Source organism: Tabrizicola sp., assembly GCF_030694085.1.
Classification (GTDB): Bacteria; Pseudomonadota; Alphaproteobacteria; order Rhodobacterales; family Rhodobacteraceae; genus Tabrizicola.
In genome coordinates this window covers 51,380-66,104 of record NZ_JAUXZE010000031.1, presented here as the reverse complement: position 1 = coordinate 66,104, position 14,725 = coordinate 51,380, and the positions used below count along the sequence as shown (strand labels likewise).

Sequence of the window (14,725 nt, the reverse complement as noted above, 5' to 3'; positions counted from 1 at the left end):
AATTTACTTCTTGGGGTTGCCGAGAATGTCGTCAATAACTGCCTGTTCAGACAGGCCCATCATCATTCGTGCTTTGCCAGAGCGGCGATCAACGAAGAACGCCACGGGGACTCCGGGACTGGGTTCGTTGTTTTGCTTGAAGGCCTCGAACATGAAGTCGAGGTTGTTGTTGAGAGCTGCCACGTCAGCGGCAGTAGGTTCGGTAGCGATTTGCTCGTGCTTGCCCAGCACTCGCTCCATCACGCTGGGGTCTTTGGAGCGCAGGATGGTCGTCGCCAGGGGGAGGCCCTGTTCAGGGCGCCCCAAGGCGGCAGTGGGAATCCATTTGATGGTCATTCCCTTGGCCACATGCTCGCGCGTCTTGAGGTAGGCGCTGCGGCAGTATGGGCACCGGGGGTCAATGATGATGTAGAGCGTGTCCGCTGGACCGCCCTTCCCTTCCTTGAAGCCAGCCAAGCCATCAACGAGCTTGATGGCTTCGGGGATCTGGTTGGGGGCCTTGCCGTCGAATGCGGACGGGGTTGAGTGCTTGCCGGTCACAAGGTTGTTTGTGGGCGTGGCCGGTGCCACAACTTGAGGCAGGCGTGCCGCATAGTTGGGGTCACCACCGGGCATCGGCATGGGCAGCGCAGCGGATTCGGATACGTTGGCGCCGCTCTCCAGATTCCACACCACCCCGGAAACGAGGGCCTTGCCATCGGCGGTGGTGTACAGCTTCACGGTTTTGCCGGATTTGCTGATGAGGGTCCACATCGTCAAGCCACCAACAGGCATCACCTGCTTGGTCACAGGTGTGCCGTAGCGTGCGAGATGGGTCATCACGGGGTCGTTTTGCAAAGCCTGAGCAGCTTGCGCCGCTTCTGCGGCACCCGCCCCTATCGCTTGAGCCGTGGGTGTGCCTACGGTCGGCAGCGTTGGGGGAGCGTCGAATCCACGCGATGGTGGCGCAGGTGGCAGCTTGACCTCTGGCCGCTCTGCGTTTGGAGGTTGCAGTGCCGCCATCTTGTCGTGGATTTCTCCACTGAGATCAGGTGAACGAGGCGGTGCCTTGAAGTCGGCGATGCCATCTGCAGAAAGTTGAGGGGAGGCGGTGCGGCTGGCAACGAGCCAAACCCCACCCATTAAGACGGCCACCGCAGCGGCGGCAATAGCGAGTTTTTTGCGTGTCAATTCCATGAGCAACATCCATTTGAAGCTCACACGATGCTATCACCGATTTAGAAAAGCGTAACGACTAATTTTTGACAACCTTGGCGTTTTGGCGGTCATCAGGCGTTTCTGATTGGTCTTTTTGCTCGGTTAACTCGGGTGGTAGCGCTTCCGCGATTGACCGTGCCCCAGCCCGGTAAGCGTCACGATCCGATGGCCTGTAGCGGAAGGCGGTCAGGGCCATATCCAGGGCCGTAATTGCCTTGTCCAGTTGCGGTTCGATCAATGGGTTGTTGGACTTGATTTCGTACAAGTAGTGGACGTGGACCGCACTGCCCTCCACGTAGGCGCCTTGGCGACCGAAGTTCTGCAGCACATACCACAGCGTGCGATCAAAGAAGCGCATCCAGCGCATGTCTGCGGGCGGCAGCACGCCCAGGCTGCGCGCGGCGGTGAACATGGCAAACAGGATCGTCCGCACGTAGGCGTGCTTGCCCAGGATGGCCTGCATAGGCTTGCTCTCGATATGGCGTGCAATGACGGTGCGTGGCACCGTCAAATCAATCTGAGGTTGAAGCCATGCGAGTGGGTCTGTTGCGATACCAGCTTTGTCAGCCTTGTCGCTATCCTTTGGCGGTGGTTTGAACTGATCCCAGCACCAATTGACCATCTCGTTGGACTCGGCAAGACAGGCCTTGAAAGCAGCATCGTCCAGCGAGCCATCGGTGGCTGCTACGCGCGGGATGGCGATTGCGAGCAACAGCGTTTCTGCTGGTGTGAGGTTTGCAACCCCGGTCCAAACAGAGCCAAGTTGCTCTCGCAGCACACGCTCCGCTTTGGCTCTATCCAGCACCGGGGTGACAGAGCCATCTGCCTCTTCTATCCAGCCGTCTCCAGGCTCGCCGTTGTCCACGATAAGGCGATGGTGGTAGACGAACTGGCGCGAGGTTTGAGACATGCCCAAGACGGGGTGATCCAGGGGCGCCTCTATCAAGTCCAGCGCATCGAACATGCGCAGGTGGCGATAGAGCGGCTTTTTCTCGCGAACAAAGCTGTCCACGTTGAAGGTTTTAGAGAACCGATTGTTCGGATGCTTGGACTGGATGTTTGCGAAAATTTTGAACGCAAAAAGCATGATGAAGGGCAGCAAAATCACATTCACATAGAAGGCGAGATTGGTAATTTCCCTCCAGCTCATCGTGCTGAAATCGCGCGTGCAGCGCTCCAACAAGCCGCTTGCAGCACAGCCCTTGGCAAACCATTTGCTGACTGCAGCAGCGCCTGGAAGGCCTGTGGCTCCGATCATGTCGAGCCACCACAACTCCGCTCGGCGCACGTAGGTGTACGCCATCGAAAGCTCGGTATGAAACGCGAGCCAAGCAATGAAGATTGCGATCACCGACCCTGCAAGGAGGGCCAGGATCATCGTGAAATCGTCAACGCTGCGCCCGTTGCCGCTGCCGCTCGCACCACTGGCCATCAGTCACTCCCTTTTTCGTCGGAGGTAATTGGTTTGGGCTGAGTCGCACCGCCTACCAGCGAGTTCAAAGCGCCCCAGCGCGGTTTTGTAGCCGCTGGCTGCGCTTCGTGCGCCATCAGCGGTGCCGCCTTGTCGTCAGGCTGGGACGGCTCGCGCAGCGCCTCGGACGGCTGCGCAGGTGCCGTCACAACCGCCTGCACAGGAGCAGGTGGTTGTGCAGCGATCTGCGTTGTGCCGCCCTGCCCTTTGCGCAGGCCTCTGACCTTCAAAAATTCGGCCGCTTGCCGGAAATCATGTTGTGATTCCTGTGCGCCAAACAGCGCGGCAAGCGCTGTCGTCAGCGCCGCGTGGTCCTGCGTTTTTTCGCACAGGTCCAGCGCGAGCTTGTAGCCGAGCAGTGCGTAGTTGCGGAGCAACTCCGACTTCCGACCCTTCACCGTGCAACTCTCAAGCTCCTGCAACAGTTGCTGATCGTCTTCGGGTGAGAGATACATGCCATGGCGTTTAGGGCTCATGCGGTTGACCTCCACCTGGGTGTGTCACGGCAGTCGCCGCAGCGCTGCCATGACTGCTGTGGCTGGCCTTGAAGCCCGCCCGGATCAACGCACGCAACAGCTTTCCACTGTTGGATGTGTCGGTCTTCTGGAGATCGCTCTGCAAGTCGCTTTCGGCTTCGTAGCTGCCGTTCAAAGCCGTCGAAGCCCTAACCCACTTGCCTTCGCTCGCCATTAGGCCCCCACCACATGCTTGGCGAACTTGAGCATGCCACGCGCGTTGGCGAACACTGGTTCGTCTGGCACGCGAGCATGGGGAAAGTGTTTCAGCAGTTGCTCTTTCAGCACCAGTGCCCCACCACCGACGAAGAGCACATGATCGAGATCAGCGCCGCTGCCGACCTTCGTGCGGACTGCGCTCATGATCTGCTGCGTCAGGCGCTCCTTTTCGTCGTCAATGATTTTCTTCACGTCCTGCTCTTTGCCATACAAGCGGACGGTGCCTGTGGTCAATGCCTTTTCAATGGCCGAGGCCGGGAGCGCAGCGTCCAATTGCAGGTGTGCAAGCAGCTTTGCGCCAACGTTTTCCATGAGCTGCAGCACGCCCACATCGTTCGAGCCCGAACGGCTGGGGTCAACGACCATTCCAGGCAAGAGAACTGCGCAATCAGTTGTCTTGCCACCCACGTCAATGACGCCCACGGGCATCTCGGAGAGATTCTGGAAGTCACCCGAGGGGTTCCCGTCGAGGTCCATCAGTTGATCCACAAACGAGGCAACCGCTTCGGTTGTCACGGTGTTGGCAACGATCTTGGCAAGGGGGGTGTCGCCGTAGCTGACCCGCTTGCCCAGGTTGGCAACTTTGGCGTCGATCAGCGCTTGATTCTTCTCACCGTTTGCGAGGTAGTAGTAGCTGACGGGGAGGCCCGTAGTGATGCGCACGTTGCGGCCACCCAGGCCTGCGCGGCGCAGTGCGTCATGCACGAGCACACGGTTCAGCTCGGACTTGGGGTAGTCCATAAAGCGCGTGTCCTCGAACTTGGGGAGCTGAGCGCTCACCGTGAAGGTGCGGCCTTCTTCGGTGTCGTAGAACACGCCATCGTCGCTATCGCGTAGCGAAATCAGGTGTTTGCCTGCAGCGGCCCGCGAGGGGATCGAGAACGTTTGACCAGTCTCCAGAACGATTTTGATGGCGTAGTGACCATCATCCACGCCAACGAAGAGATCCTTATCGCTATTGTTTTCGCTCATTTGGGAGGTTTCCTTTTTTTTGGTTGCCATCATTGCCCCTTGAAAGGCCGCTCAACACGTATCGAATGACCCAGGAAAAACGTTTTTTTCGATTTGAGAAACGTCCTGAAATTCATTTTCTTGAATTGCACGTACAGCAAAAAAGCCGTCAATATCAATGCAATTGCGAGCGTGGACCAGCGCGGAAAGAGAATCAGCGCTAGCCACGGCACACTTGCCGACGCATTGATTATGAAAAATTTGGCTTCTCCAGAGACATTGCTCCAGTGATAACGCCCAGTTGACATAAATCCCCCTTCAATTTGTCAGCAACAAGAGTCGATACAAATACCCATGAACAAGTCCCAAGGGACCAGCTCATGGCACGTAGATGGCACTGCGCGCCATCGTGAGTGCAGTGTAGCACTCGCGGCACGTAGGCGACACCAAAACGACACCAATACAACACGCAAGCGGCCCGTGTGGCACGCAAACGACACCTAAACAACCCTATGCAGCACCTTCACAGCGCATTAGCGGCGCTTAAACGGCACCGATGCAACACGTAGGAGCGAGGTGCTCAGGACTCCTGACTAGCCAGGATCGCCTTTAGCTGTTGCTCCTTCTGCGGTGGGAAGATGCTTTCAGCGACAGCTTTGGTGATCCGCCCCTCGGCGAGCAGCGTGCTGGCTTCCTTGCGGAAGGAGTGCCCTTTCTCTTCAACGATTCTGGCGATCACGCTGGTAATCTTTCCCATCTGGTCCAGCTCGGCCAATTCGTCGCGAATTTCGTCGTTGAACTTCAAGTATTCACGTACAGCGATCAATTTTCCATCAATGCCTTTTACAAGGCGCTGCGCCATTATCATCCGCGCAGTATCAACAATGTCGTAAATAGCGGTAGCACGCTCGTTTGATGGAAAACGCGATATGAGTCTTCGCATTACCGATGGCACATCAGTAGCATGCACCGTGGCAAAAACTGGATGCCCAGTAAGAGATAGCTCCACACCGGCACGAATGGTTTCTTCGTCACGCATTTCGCCAACCAGTACAAGTCCTGGCTTTCTGCGCATCGCTTCGCGATTGGCTGCGTAGAAATCCTTGAAGTGCTGTGGCACCTCAGACTGCACGATGATTGAATGCTGGCTGTTGATTTGGTCGTATGTGAACTCAATTGGTTCTTCATGCGTCAACAGATTGCCCTTGATGGGTGTGTCGTTTTCCAGGATGTAGCGGATGATGGCCGCGAAAGTGGTGGTCTTGCCTGATCCGGTAGCTCCGGCGATGTAGACCAGTCCGCTCTCGGGGATGCAATCGCGCACAAGCGTCTCTGGCAACCCGATTTTGTAGAACGGTATTGGCTCGTTTGGGATTGAGCGCAGCACGATCTGGCCAGACGTGCCACCTGGGTTGAGAATCGGGGAAATGTTGACGCGGTAGCCGTAGCGCAGCTTTGCGCCACGGGCGTCTCTCTCAGTTGGCGAGAAAAGCTCGTACCGAGCATTGACCGGGACTCCTGAAAGTATGTCCGTTTCAGCGGTGTCCCGGTTGCTCGTCCACTTAATCATGTACATGACCTCGCTCTCATCGAGAGTGCTGGGCGTTAGAGCCATGAGGTCGCCGTTGATCCGTGCACAGATCGGCAACCCAGGCTGGATGTACACGTCACTGGCATTGTGTGCCTGAGCTTCGAGCATCACGCCTTTCAAGTGCTCCGGCACGATGAAGCGCTGTGGGGGCACGAAGTCGGTAAGGCGAGCAGCGCGTGGCAGCAAGCCACCGGCCTCCACCCGCAGCTTGCCCACGGGCTCGCTCATATCAGACACCTGCGGCACCCTGCCCTTCGCCATCCTGGCCGTGGGGCAGCGTGCGCCGTTCAGGAGCTGGCGGCTGTGCTGGATCGGGCGTGGGGTTGAACTTTGGCGAAATCCGGCGCATGGACTGCGTAGGCTGCGCTGGAATAGGAGGCACGATCTCTGAGGTCTTTACAGACGCACGCCATTTGTCAATGGCGGGGTTGAATTCAGGCAAGGTCGTGATGCGCAGAAGCGTTTCATCGACAGCAATGGTTTCATTCTGCTGTGCCGAATATGCCCATGTCTGCGTCGCAATGGCGGGCATCGTGATTTTGTTCTGCAGCACGAATGTGTGGAACCGGATCATTCCAGTCAAGTCCCGGTTCAGGCGGTCGAGCCCATATTGCAGCATGACGTTCGCTTGGTCGATACCCTGCTGCCAACCTTTCCCGATGTATTCACGCCAAAGCTGGCGCTCATAATCTGTTTTTGGCCGCATATTGCCAGATGCCACATCATCATCTTTGTCTGCATTGCCGAACCAAAGGTAATCACGCCAGTTCGGAGGTACTGACGAGAATCGCGGCTGTTGGTCGATTTTGTAAGAGGCACCAGATAAACGCAGAGCGTATGCGCCGTCTTGGTTATACAAATCACGGGCTTCGGTGATAACTGCGGGTACGACCCGATCCCGAATCATCAGATTGCCGAAATCGTAAACCGTATCCAGCTCACGCGATTTTCTTTCGATCACGCCATTGATGTGGGCGAGCTGTTTTCGCAATCCACCCTTGACTCCAATGCCCAAAGCGGCTTCTTTGAGGGCTTCGATTTTGATACTGGATGAAGAATCATCGGCGGATCGAACCATTGCAGGGCGGTCATATTGCGCCTGCAATTGCTCAAGGGACACAGGAATATCAGCAGCCATAGCGCTTAGCCTCCCTTTGTTTGATTCTGTTCGCTGTCGCGGTTCTTGTACTCAATGGTGAGTGACTTGCCGGGACGATTCAGAACGAGATCAGCCGCGAGGTGCATCTGATTGCCGATATTTCGGAGAACTGAATCAGGTGTGACCCCTTTCATGCGGATATTGATAGGACGCAATTCAGCGGGACGACCTGTCTCGCTGAATGCCATGCCATAGCGCGAAGCGAGGGATTGCACCAGCTCGCGTGGATTACCGATGTAGTCCACGTCAATGGTGTCAGTGTCAAATGCGGCCTGCCGTTTTTGGACAGTCGAATAGTCCTCGGCGAGCAGCGCCGCGTAATCGCGCTGAGCGCCTGCTGCAATCGCAGCTTTCTCGGCAATCAGTTTGGACGCAAAGTCCTCGTCCATGGGCGCGGGGGGAGTGGCGCAGCCCAACAGCGTGAACGCCACGGCCAGACTCGCACATGCAGTCAATCTCAATCCCATTGCAGACTCCTTCAAAAAGTGAAACGACGATAAAACGACAAACTGTGATGTTGTGGCGTGCTTGGAGCGCACTTTCGCACGCGGGGATCATACCCCGCCAAGGCAAAAGAAGCATCCCCAAGTTCATGAATTCGAGCGCAAAAATGCGTTCTCTAGCACCAAAACGACACGCAAACGGTCCTCTTCTGGCTCTTATACGGCACCAATGCGGCACCTATCTGGCGCCTCTTGCGCTATGTACCCGCCTGAAATTGGCGGCAAACAGCACGGATGCGACACGCTCACGGCGCAGATGCGGTGCGTAAATGGCACTCAAGCGCCCCAATCTGGCACCATTGCGGCACGCATGCTGCAGTTGTTGCCTGTCCTCTGGTCGCAGGCAGCGCGAGGTTCTGGTCACAGAAGCCCACATGGGCGTTACTCCGCGTGTTTTTGCCGCGAAATTTGGACTGTCCGTCTGTGCCCCTTGTCCATGCTGCAATACATCCGCATAATTGCGGAAATCCGTAGGCATGGGCTTCATTCTGGGCACTTTTGAGGGGTCGTTTGTGCTGCGATACATCCATTTTTTGGCGGCGATACATCCAAGATTTGGCGGAGTAACGCCCATCTGTGACCAAGCCGACCAATCTGCGACCATGCTTTTCCCCTTCTGCCGCCGAAACACCGATGATCTGGAACCTCCGTCTGTTACCGGAGCCCGCGTGCCGGGACTCCTGGGGGCGTGTTTTCTGGTTCCGAAGCACACGTTTCTGGTCACAGGATGCGCGTAGATCTGCGCCCTTTCGGCGAGCTGGTGCCAGGCCCTGCGCCAGGTCTGGACGGTCTGCTGAGCTGGTGCCGAACTGGAGGTTTTGCCCTGTGCCACCCTGCCCTCTTTTGATCTGCATCCGCAAAATACCTACTTTTGTGAGCTAAATAAATAATTGCTATGTACGAAAATTCGATAACAGGAGGAACGCGGGCGCTTGATCTGCTTTCTCGTATTGGTGCTGAGGAACGAGTGGGTCAATCACTGTCTGCAGATACCATTGTTCTGTATTCGAGAAAGATAAGACAAGCCGCCAGCCGAGTGGCTGGCGGCGAAATTTCAAGATTAACTCCTGAGATGCTCGTGCGCGATCTTTCGGATCGCGTGGACAACAGCCAAATTACCCGAGCCACAGCGCGCCTTGAAAAGGCCGCTGCTTTATTTTGGATTGCGTCGGAAGCGCAATCACTTATGGATTCGGGTGCTTTAGTTATTGACCGTTATGAGTCTGCATACAGAGATATTCAGTTTCTAGGGACGAGCGCACTTCCAAAAAAATCGGGCATGACTTCAAGTCCAAATTTGAAGGCTTTTCCCGATGAGGCAGTAGAAATTCTTTCTAAGGCTGCAATTGATGACAGGAGCTTGAATCTCTTGCACGGATTGTTGTTTATTCGGGCGAACCTCGTGGTTGGCTTGCGGCCAATTGAATGGCTAAATGCGGCGCTCATCAAGCATCAAAAGACAGATCCATTGGGTGAGTTTGTTATCGGTAGAGATGGCGAGATTGAAACCTGTACTGCGTTGCGGGTATATAACGCCAAGCAATCCGCTGAAAGGGCTAATGGAGAGCATCGAATAATCATGCTTGAAAACCTGACAGAGCAAAATCTTTCCTATATCAGAAAGTGGCTTGCTGCAATCAAGGAGTTGTACACGCCTGAGATTTCTAGGTTGTCTTATGGAGACAAGACAAAAAAGATTTATGACTCTTTGCAGAGAGCGATACGCCGAACGCTTCTAAGTAAAGGGTGGGAAGGAAGCGTTCCGTCTATTTACGGGACGCGCCATCAAGCTGTTGCAAATGCAAAAGCAGATGGTCAGGACCGCCGTCAGATTGCTGCCTTGTTTGGGCATTCAAGCGAGGAGACAGCGCACAGGCATTACGCACGGAAGTTTTCGGGCTATACCGGGCGCAGCATGCGCGCTGCGAGGGAGTCCCTGCTGGCCGTGCGCTACACGCAGGTGCAGGCGCCCCAGGACGTTGCGCAGTGGAGTGAGCCATCGCCCCGCCCAGGCCCCCAGCCAGATAAAAGTTGACTCAAAAGCACGACCGTGCTTTGCGCCTGCACACTTGCACGCGCAGTTGCAATTGTTAAATTTCGCAACATTGCGTCGATACGCATTTTGTAATCATGTGACACGCATGCGACACGGGAGCGGCACGTAGGCGGCGCCCAACTGGCTCCCATGCAGCACTCATGCGGCACTCAGGAGGGGCGGTTGCACCTTATGTATACCGCAACGGCTCCAATGCGACACCTACGCGGCTCATAAACGTCGCAGATGCGGCGCAGACGCGGCACGTACACGGCGCGCTCAACTGGCCCTGAAATCCATCCTTTTGTTGCTCCTTCCCAGTGGGCGAGACGGTGCGCAGCGTTCTGCTGATCTGAGTCCAGTGATTGATCGTTGGAGTGCTTCAGAATGTTGCATAAAGGTATGTCTCCAATGTCATAAGGGAGTGCATTGCAACAGCAACATACGCAGAAATCGCAAAATTGCGTGATTGCGGATTTTGAAATGGCTTGTAGAATGCGGCCCAACGAGAGGTATTCATGCGTCTGCACAGCGTTCGGGGTTGGCTTTCGGGCCAGACGAGTTGGGGGGTCAGTGATGGAAGTTCGGACGTGCGCACATTGCGCCGTCTGAATCGCTTTTACGACCGCGCAGCCGTCTATGGGGAGGTGGCAGTAGTGGTGCTGGTCTTGGGCCTCATGGGCTCGTGTGCTTGGCTCCTTACGGAAACCAGTTATGAGGACGTGATCTTTTGGGACGCGACCGATCACATTTGCGTGCTGGACAGCCGCACCGGAGAGATTCGCTATGGCAAAAACTGAGAACACAAAACCGGACAACGGCAAGGATCAGCTTGAGGGGCGTCAGCTTGACGACGCGATCCTTGCTCAGATCGCCAACGACAAGACCCCTGGTGAAGCTGCTGCAGTGCTGCGCGAAGTCGCGCGTCTGCACCAAGAAAACATCACTCTCAAAAAACGCAATGTGAGGGTCTGGGGATTGGCGCTCACGTTGGGTGCGACCTTTGCGGTGTCGGTGAGTTCGGCACTGTTTCTGTTCCCAAAGTACCGCTACATCCCCACGACTGACAACAGGGCGCTGTGTGCAGTCAGCAGTGACGCGCAAGTGCGCGTCACTCCCGCTGCTCTGACTGAGTACGCCAAAGACACTGTGGTTGAGGCCTACACCTACGACTACGTGAACTACCGGCCCGCGATCAACGATGTTGCCACGAAGCGTTTCACAGATGCTGGACGCAAGCAGTACCTCGCCTCGCTCCAAGAAAGCGGCAATCTTGAGCGTGTCATCAAGGGGCGTCTTGTCCTTCGCACGATGGCGACACGCACGCCGCAGATCGAGGAAGAGGGCCGTCGCGGCACCAAGCGCTACTGGGTGGCAATCGTGCCCGTGGCTATCGAGTTCTTTTCGGGTGGTGAGAGCCAGCCACGATCACGCCAGGACTTCCTGGCCCATGTGACGATTCTTGAGCAAGAAGCCAGCGCAGTGAACTTGAAGGGTATCGCTGTCGATTCCCTGGTGCTGTCCCCAATCGCAAGTCAACGTTGAAGGCATGTAGGGAATGATGATGAAAGCAGCTTTTTCTTCTGTCGCAACGGCTGTTGCGGCGCTCCTGTTGCACGGCGCAGCCGCTGCGCAACAGGGACCAATAACGCCTGCTCCCCAGCAGGCACCGCAGGTGTTGGCGCCAGCCTCATCTGCAGCAGAGTCGGCGCCTGCGGCGGCGGCATCTGCTGCTGTGCCGGTTGCACCCGCTCCTGCAGCATCACCTCGCGAAGCTGCGCCACCAAACAGACTGGGGCAGCAGGTTAATGCTCCTGTTCCTATCGTGATGCCAGCGGGCACTGTCAACTCAACTGCTGATGGTCCCAGCGTGGTGTATCCACCTGCTGAGGCCATTGTGGAGCGGGCCGTTCGCCAGATCGAAAACATGCAGCTCACGCCCGAGCAGGTTGAGCGCTTGAAGTCCATCTACATCGAACGCCAGCAGCAGCGTTCGATGCCTTATCTGAACCCCGCAAAGCCGGTGACTCGCACATTGCTTGTGAATCTCGATCCAGGCGTCGCACCACCCACACTGCGCTTGTCTCGTGGGCAGCAGACAAGCCTTGTGTTTTCGGATGTGAGCGGCCAGCCATGGATGATCGAAAAGGTCAGCATGAATCGTCAACTGTTCAGTGATGGCCGTGTCATTGGAGCGGGGCAGGGCGGGCAGGGCGGGCAGGCCGAAACGCCGACGAACGTGCTGAGCATCGAAGCGCTCACGCCAGCAGCCTATGGCAACGTGACGGTCACGCTGCGCGGCCAATCGACACCAGTGATTTTTGTCCTGACAACTGGTCAAGCAGAGGTTGATATGCGCGTAGATGCCAAGGTGCCGGGGCGCAATCCTGATGCCGAGGCTGAGGTGTCTATGCAAGCTGCTCCAGGGCTGGACAACGCTATGCCGTACTTCCTTGATGGCGTGCCTCCTGCGAGCGCGAAGCGTTTGCGGGTGACTGGCTTGGACGGCGCCGAGGCCTGGGTCTATGACCGCAACCTGTATGTCAAAGCTCGCGCTAACGCCCAGTATCCAGCGTACTTCGCTGCAGCTCGCAGCACCAGCGGAGTGTCCGTGTACCGCTATGTCGGTGTGCCAAAAGCTGCGACGTTCACCATCGGTGGACGTGCACAAACGGCTTTCTTTGAGTGAGGTAGCAGCAGATGAGCGACGCAAACAACAACGGTACGGGCGCTAACCCCGATGCAGTAGCAGAAGACCAGGGATTCAGCCCTGAACCTGCTGTGAACCCACAAGCAAATGGTGCCGCGCGCAAGGCTGATGCCGATGTGAGGCGGCGCAACCTGCGTGCCACTTTTGGCTCTGGCCCAGGCAAACTTGCGCTGATCGCTGCGGCGGTTGTCGTAGTGGTTTTTGGTGTGCTTGCAGCGACGAATATGCGTGATGCACCAGTGGTTGGAAGCAAGGCCCAGGTGGACGCTCCTACGTCTCCACAAAATCGCGTTTCGACCAACGCGGTGACGCCCGAAGAAGCTACTCGCCGCGCAGAGCAGTCGCGCCGCGAGGCCGAGGAAGCACAAAACAAAGGGGGGAGCTACCAGCCCGGTTTTGACTACAACATCGGTGCCAGCTCCAAGCAGGAATCCCCTGGAGCACCTGCCAAGTTCGCGGGCTTTGCAACCCCCGAAGAAGAGGCTGCTCGTGCCCAGGCCAACGGGAGCGCACGCAGCATGCAGGCACAGCCCATGCCTTCGGGCGCAGCGCCACAGCAGCAGACGCCGCAACAGCAAGCGGAGCAGCAACGCCGCGACCAAGAGTTGCAACGTGCTGCAGCGAAGCTGGAAACGGATCAGAAGCAGGCGGAAGGTGATCGCGATAAATATGTTGAATCTGTCTCGCAAGAAATCGTGAAACAGATCGGCGGCATGTTTGCCTCCCAAGGCAGTGACAGCCTCAACAATTTGGGGGCCTACACCCAGTCCACCTACTACGTGGCCCCCGCTCGTGGTGCAAGCAGCGGAGCCGCTGCAAGCGCAATGCGCGCGGCGTCCCGCAAGCCAACGATCAAGGCTGGGAACACTATGTTCGCTACCCTTGATTCGGAAGCCAACACTGACGATGGGCGCACTGTCCTTGCAACCGTTCGCAGTGGTCCATGGAAGGGCGCCAAGCTGATCGGCATGATTGAGCAGAGCTACAACAACATCTCGCTCACCTTCATGACTTTGGCCCCCCAGGACGAGCGCAGCACCATGCGCATTCGTGCAGTGGCATTGCGTGAGCAGGATGCCAAGATGGGCATGGCAGAGAAGATCGACCACCACACGCTCAGCCGCTATTCGTCGCTTGCAGCGGCAGCGTTGCTCCAAGGCGCAGGCCGTGTGTATCAGCAGCCAGTGGGGACAACTGTGTCCACCCCAGGCGGCATCATCACGACCAATGAGATGCCTCGTGACCGGCAAGTGATTGGCTCTGCTGTCGGTGAGATGGGGTCTGCAATTGGCGCCGAAATTCGGCGTCGCGGCTTCAATCAGCCCAGCACGTACTCAACACCCGCTGAGACGGGCTTCGTGCTCTATTTCTTAGAGGACGTGTTGCCTGCAAATAGTGATGAGCAACAGCAACAGCAACAGCAACAGCAACAACCGCAGCAATTGACTGCCCAGCAGTTGGCCCAACAGTTGGCCCAGCAGCAGGCGCTCCAACAGTCCGGTGGGCAGGGGAATGCAGTCAACGCCCCCACCCCCGTGGGGTTCCCGCAGGCAGGGCAGGGCACCTTCAATCCCGGTTATGGAACTACCCCATACGGCTACGCCCCAGGCGGCACTGGAGCGGCACCGAGCCAGTACCAGGGCACCGGCTATGACAACAGGTATCGCGGTCCTTTGAACAGCAACTATTGAACGCAAAGCGAGAAATCATGGCAATCAATCTCAAAAAAATGTCGTTCGGCCAACTGGTCGGGATCGCCGCCGCCGTCTTTGTCGTCGTGATGGTGATCGCTGGCGCGCTCATCTCGGCGTCTGGCAAACCCGAGAAGGCGGTAAGAAGCCGCCCAGCTCAATTTGAATCGCCAGTCAATGGCGTATCGGTCGAGCTGGAGCAGCTTCGCTTGGAGGTCAAGGCGCTGCGTGAGAAGGTCGATTCCAATGCACAAAGTGCACAAGCCGCTTTTTCGCAAATGGCCTCGGCGGTTGACCAGCAGAACAAGAATCTCACAACGCTGGACAACAACATTCAAGTGACTGCAAGCCGCGTAGGCAATCTGGAGAAAGCCCGCATTGGCACGCGGATCAACGTTGTGAAGCCCGAAGAGCAAGACTCTCGCCCCACGCGCAGTGAGCGCATTGCGGCTGCGGAGCGTTCGGCTGAGCGTCGTGCATCCAAGGACAAGTCGATGCAACTCACTGGCGGCGATTCGAAGGTTCTGGCTTCGGTCGGGAATCGTGCATGGATTCGCAATGGCAACGACGAGTGGAGCGTTAGCGAGGGCGAGACGATCCCTCTGGACGGTGCTCTTGTCATCAAGCGTGTAGCGCCCAATGGGCAGGTACTTGTCGATGTTCAGGCCAAACGCTGAGAGCCG

At 56.9% G+C, this 14,725-nt stretch carries 14 protein-coding genes; 6 read left to right on the top strand and 8 right to left on the bottom strand.

Features of this window, described 5'->3' with window-relative positions; all coding sequences use genetic code 11:
* Positions 1–3: 3 nt before the first annotated feature.
* The 8 genes from Q8M85_RS04050 to Q8M85_RS04020 form a co-directional block, all read right to left on the bottom strand.
* Positions 4–1,176 (bottom strand): hypothetical protein, encoded by a 1,173-nt coding sequence (locus tag Q8M85_RS04050; protein ID WP_144267073.1) that lies wholly within the window; start codon positions 1,174–1,176, stop codon positions 4–6.
* Between the two features lie 58 nt (positions 1,177–1,234).
* Positions 1,235–2,629 carry a hypothetical protein gene (locus Q8M85_RS04045; protein ID WP_305540591.1) on the bottom strand — a complete coding sequence of 465 codons (1,395 nt, stop codon included), beginning with the start codon at positions 2,627–2,629 and terminating at the stop codon, positions 1,235–1,237.
* Positions 2,629–3,144 carry a hypothetical protein gene (locus Q8M85_RS04040; protein ID WP_144267072.1) on the bottom strand — a complete coding sequence of 172 codons (516 nt, stop codon included), beginning with the start codon at positions 3,142–3,144 and terminating at the stop codon, positions 2,629–2,631. Before Q8M85_RS04040 ends, Q8M85_RS04045 begins: the two co-directional genes overlap by 1 nt.
* A 213-nt stretch (positions 3,145–3,357) precedes the next feature.
* The gene (gene parM, locus Q8M85_RS04035; RefSeq protein WP_305540586.1) at positions 3,358–4,404 is read right to left on the bottom strand and encodes a ParM/StbA family protein; all 1,047 of its coding nucleotides are present in this window, start codon (positions 4,402–4,404) and stop codon (positions 3,358–3,360) included.
* Positions 4,404–4,661: an IcmT/TraK family protein gene (gene icmT, locus Q8M85_RS23350; protein WP_087865043.1), complete on the bottom strand. Its 258-nt coding sequence runs from the start codon at positions 4,659–4,661 to the stop codon at positions 4,404–4,406. The genes parM and icmT overlap by 1 nt, the downstream gene beginning before the upstream one ends.
* Before the next feature lie 272 nt (positions 4,662–4,933).
* The gene (locus Q8M85_RS04030; protein ID WP_087865045.1) at positions 4,934–6,172 is read right to left on the bottom strand and encodes an ATPase, T2SS/T4P/T4SS family; all 1,239 of its coding nucleotides are present in this window, start codon (positions 6,170–6,172) and stop codon (positions 4,934–4,936) included.
* Between the two features lies 1 nt (position 6,173).
* Positions 6,174–7,082 (bottom strand): type IV secretory system conjugative DNA transfer family protein, encoded by a 909-nt coding sequence (locus Q8M85_RS04025; RefSeq protein ID WP_082576749.1) that lies wholly within the window; start codon positions 7,080–7,082, stop codon positions 6,174–6,176.
* 5 nt (positions 7,083–7,087) lie between these two features.
* Positions 7,088–7,570, bottom strand: coding sequence for a DotD/TraH family lipoprotein (locus Q8M85_RS04020; protein WP_056639271.1), 483 nt, complete (start codon positions 7,568–7,570; stop codon positions 7,088–7,090).
* Positions 7,571–8,501: 931 nt separating this feature from the next.
* Here Q8M85_RS04020 and Q8M85_RS04015 point away from each other — a divergent pair.
* From Q8M85_RS04015 to Q8M85_RS03990, 6 genes are all read left to right on the top strand, one after another.
* Positions 8,502–9,641 (top strand): hypothetical protein, encoded by a 1,140-nt coding sequence (locus tag Q8M85_RS04015; protein WP_305540578.1) that lies wholly within the window; start codon positions 8,502–8,504, stop codon positions 9,639–9,641.
* Positions 9,642–10,159: 518 nt separating this feature from the next.
* Positions 10,160–10,441: a hypothetical protein gene (locus tag Q8M85_RS04010; protein WP_056639273.1), complete on the top strand. Its 282-nt coding sequence runs from the start codon at positions 10,160–10,162 to the stop codon at positions 10,439–10,441.
* Positions 10,428–11,186, top strand: coding sequence for a DotI/IcmL family type IV secretion protein (locus Q8M85_RS04005; RefSeq protein WP_056639275.1), 759 nt, complete (start codon positions 10,428–10,430; stop codon positions 11,184–11,186). The genes Q8M85_RS04010 and Q8M85_RS04005 overlap by 14 nt, the downstream gene beginning before the upstream one ends.
* A 19-nt stretch (positions 11,187–11,205) precedes the next feature.
* On the top strand, positions 11,206–12,330 hold the full coding sequence (locus tag Q8M85_RS04000; RefSeq protein WP_087864745.1) for a DotH/IcmK family type IV secretion protein: 1,125 nt from the start codon (positions 11,206–11,208) through the stop codon (positions 12,328–12,330).
* Between the two features lie 11 nt (positions 12,331–12,341).
* Positions 12,342–14,042, top strand: a complete 1,701-nt coding sequence (locus Q8M85_RS03995; RefSeq protein WP_305540573.1) for a DotG/IcmE/VirB10 family protein — start codon at positions 12,342–12,344, stop codon at positions 14,040–14,042.
* 17 nt (positions 14,043–14,059) lie between these two features.
* A complete protein-coding gene (locus Q8M85_RS03990; RefSeq protein WP_305540570.1) occupies positions 14,060–14,719 on the top strand; it encodes a hypothetical protein in 660 nt (219 codons plus the stop codon).
* The last annotated feature ends 6 nt before the right edge of the window (positions 14,720–14,725 follow it).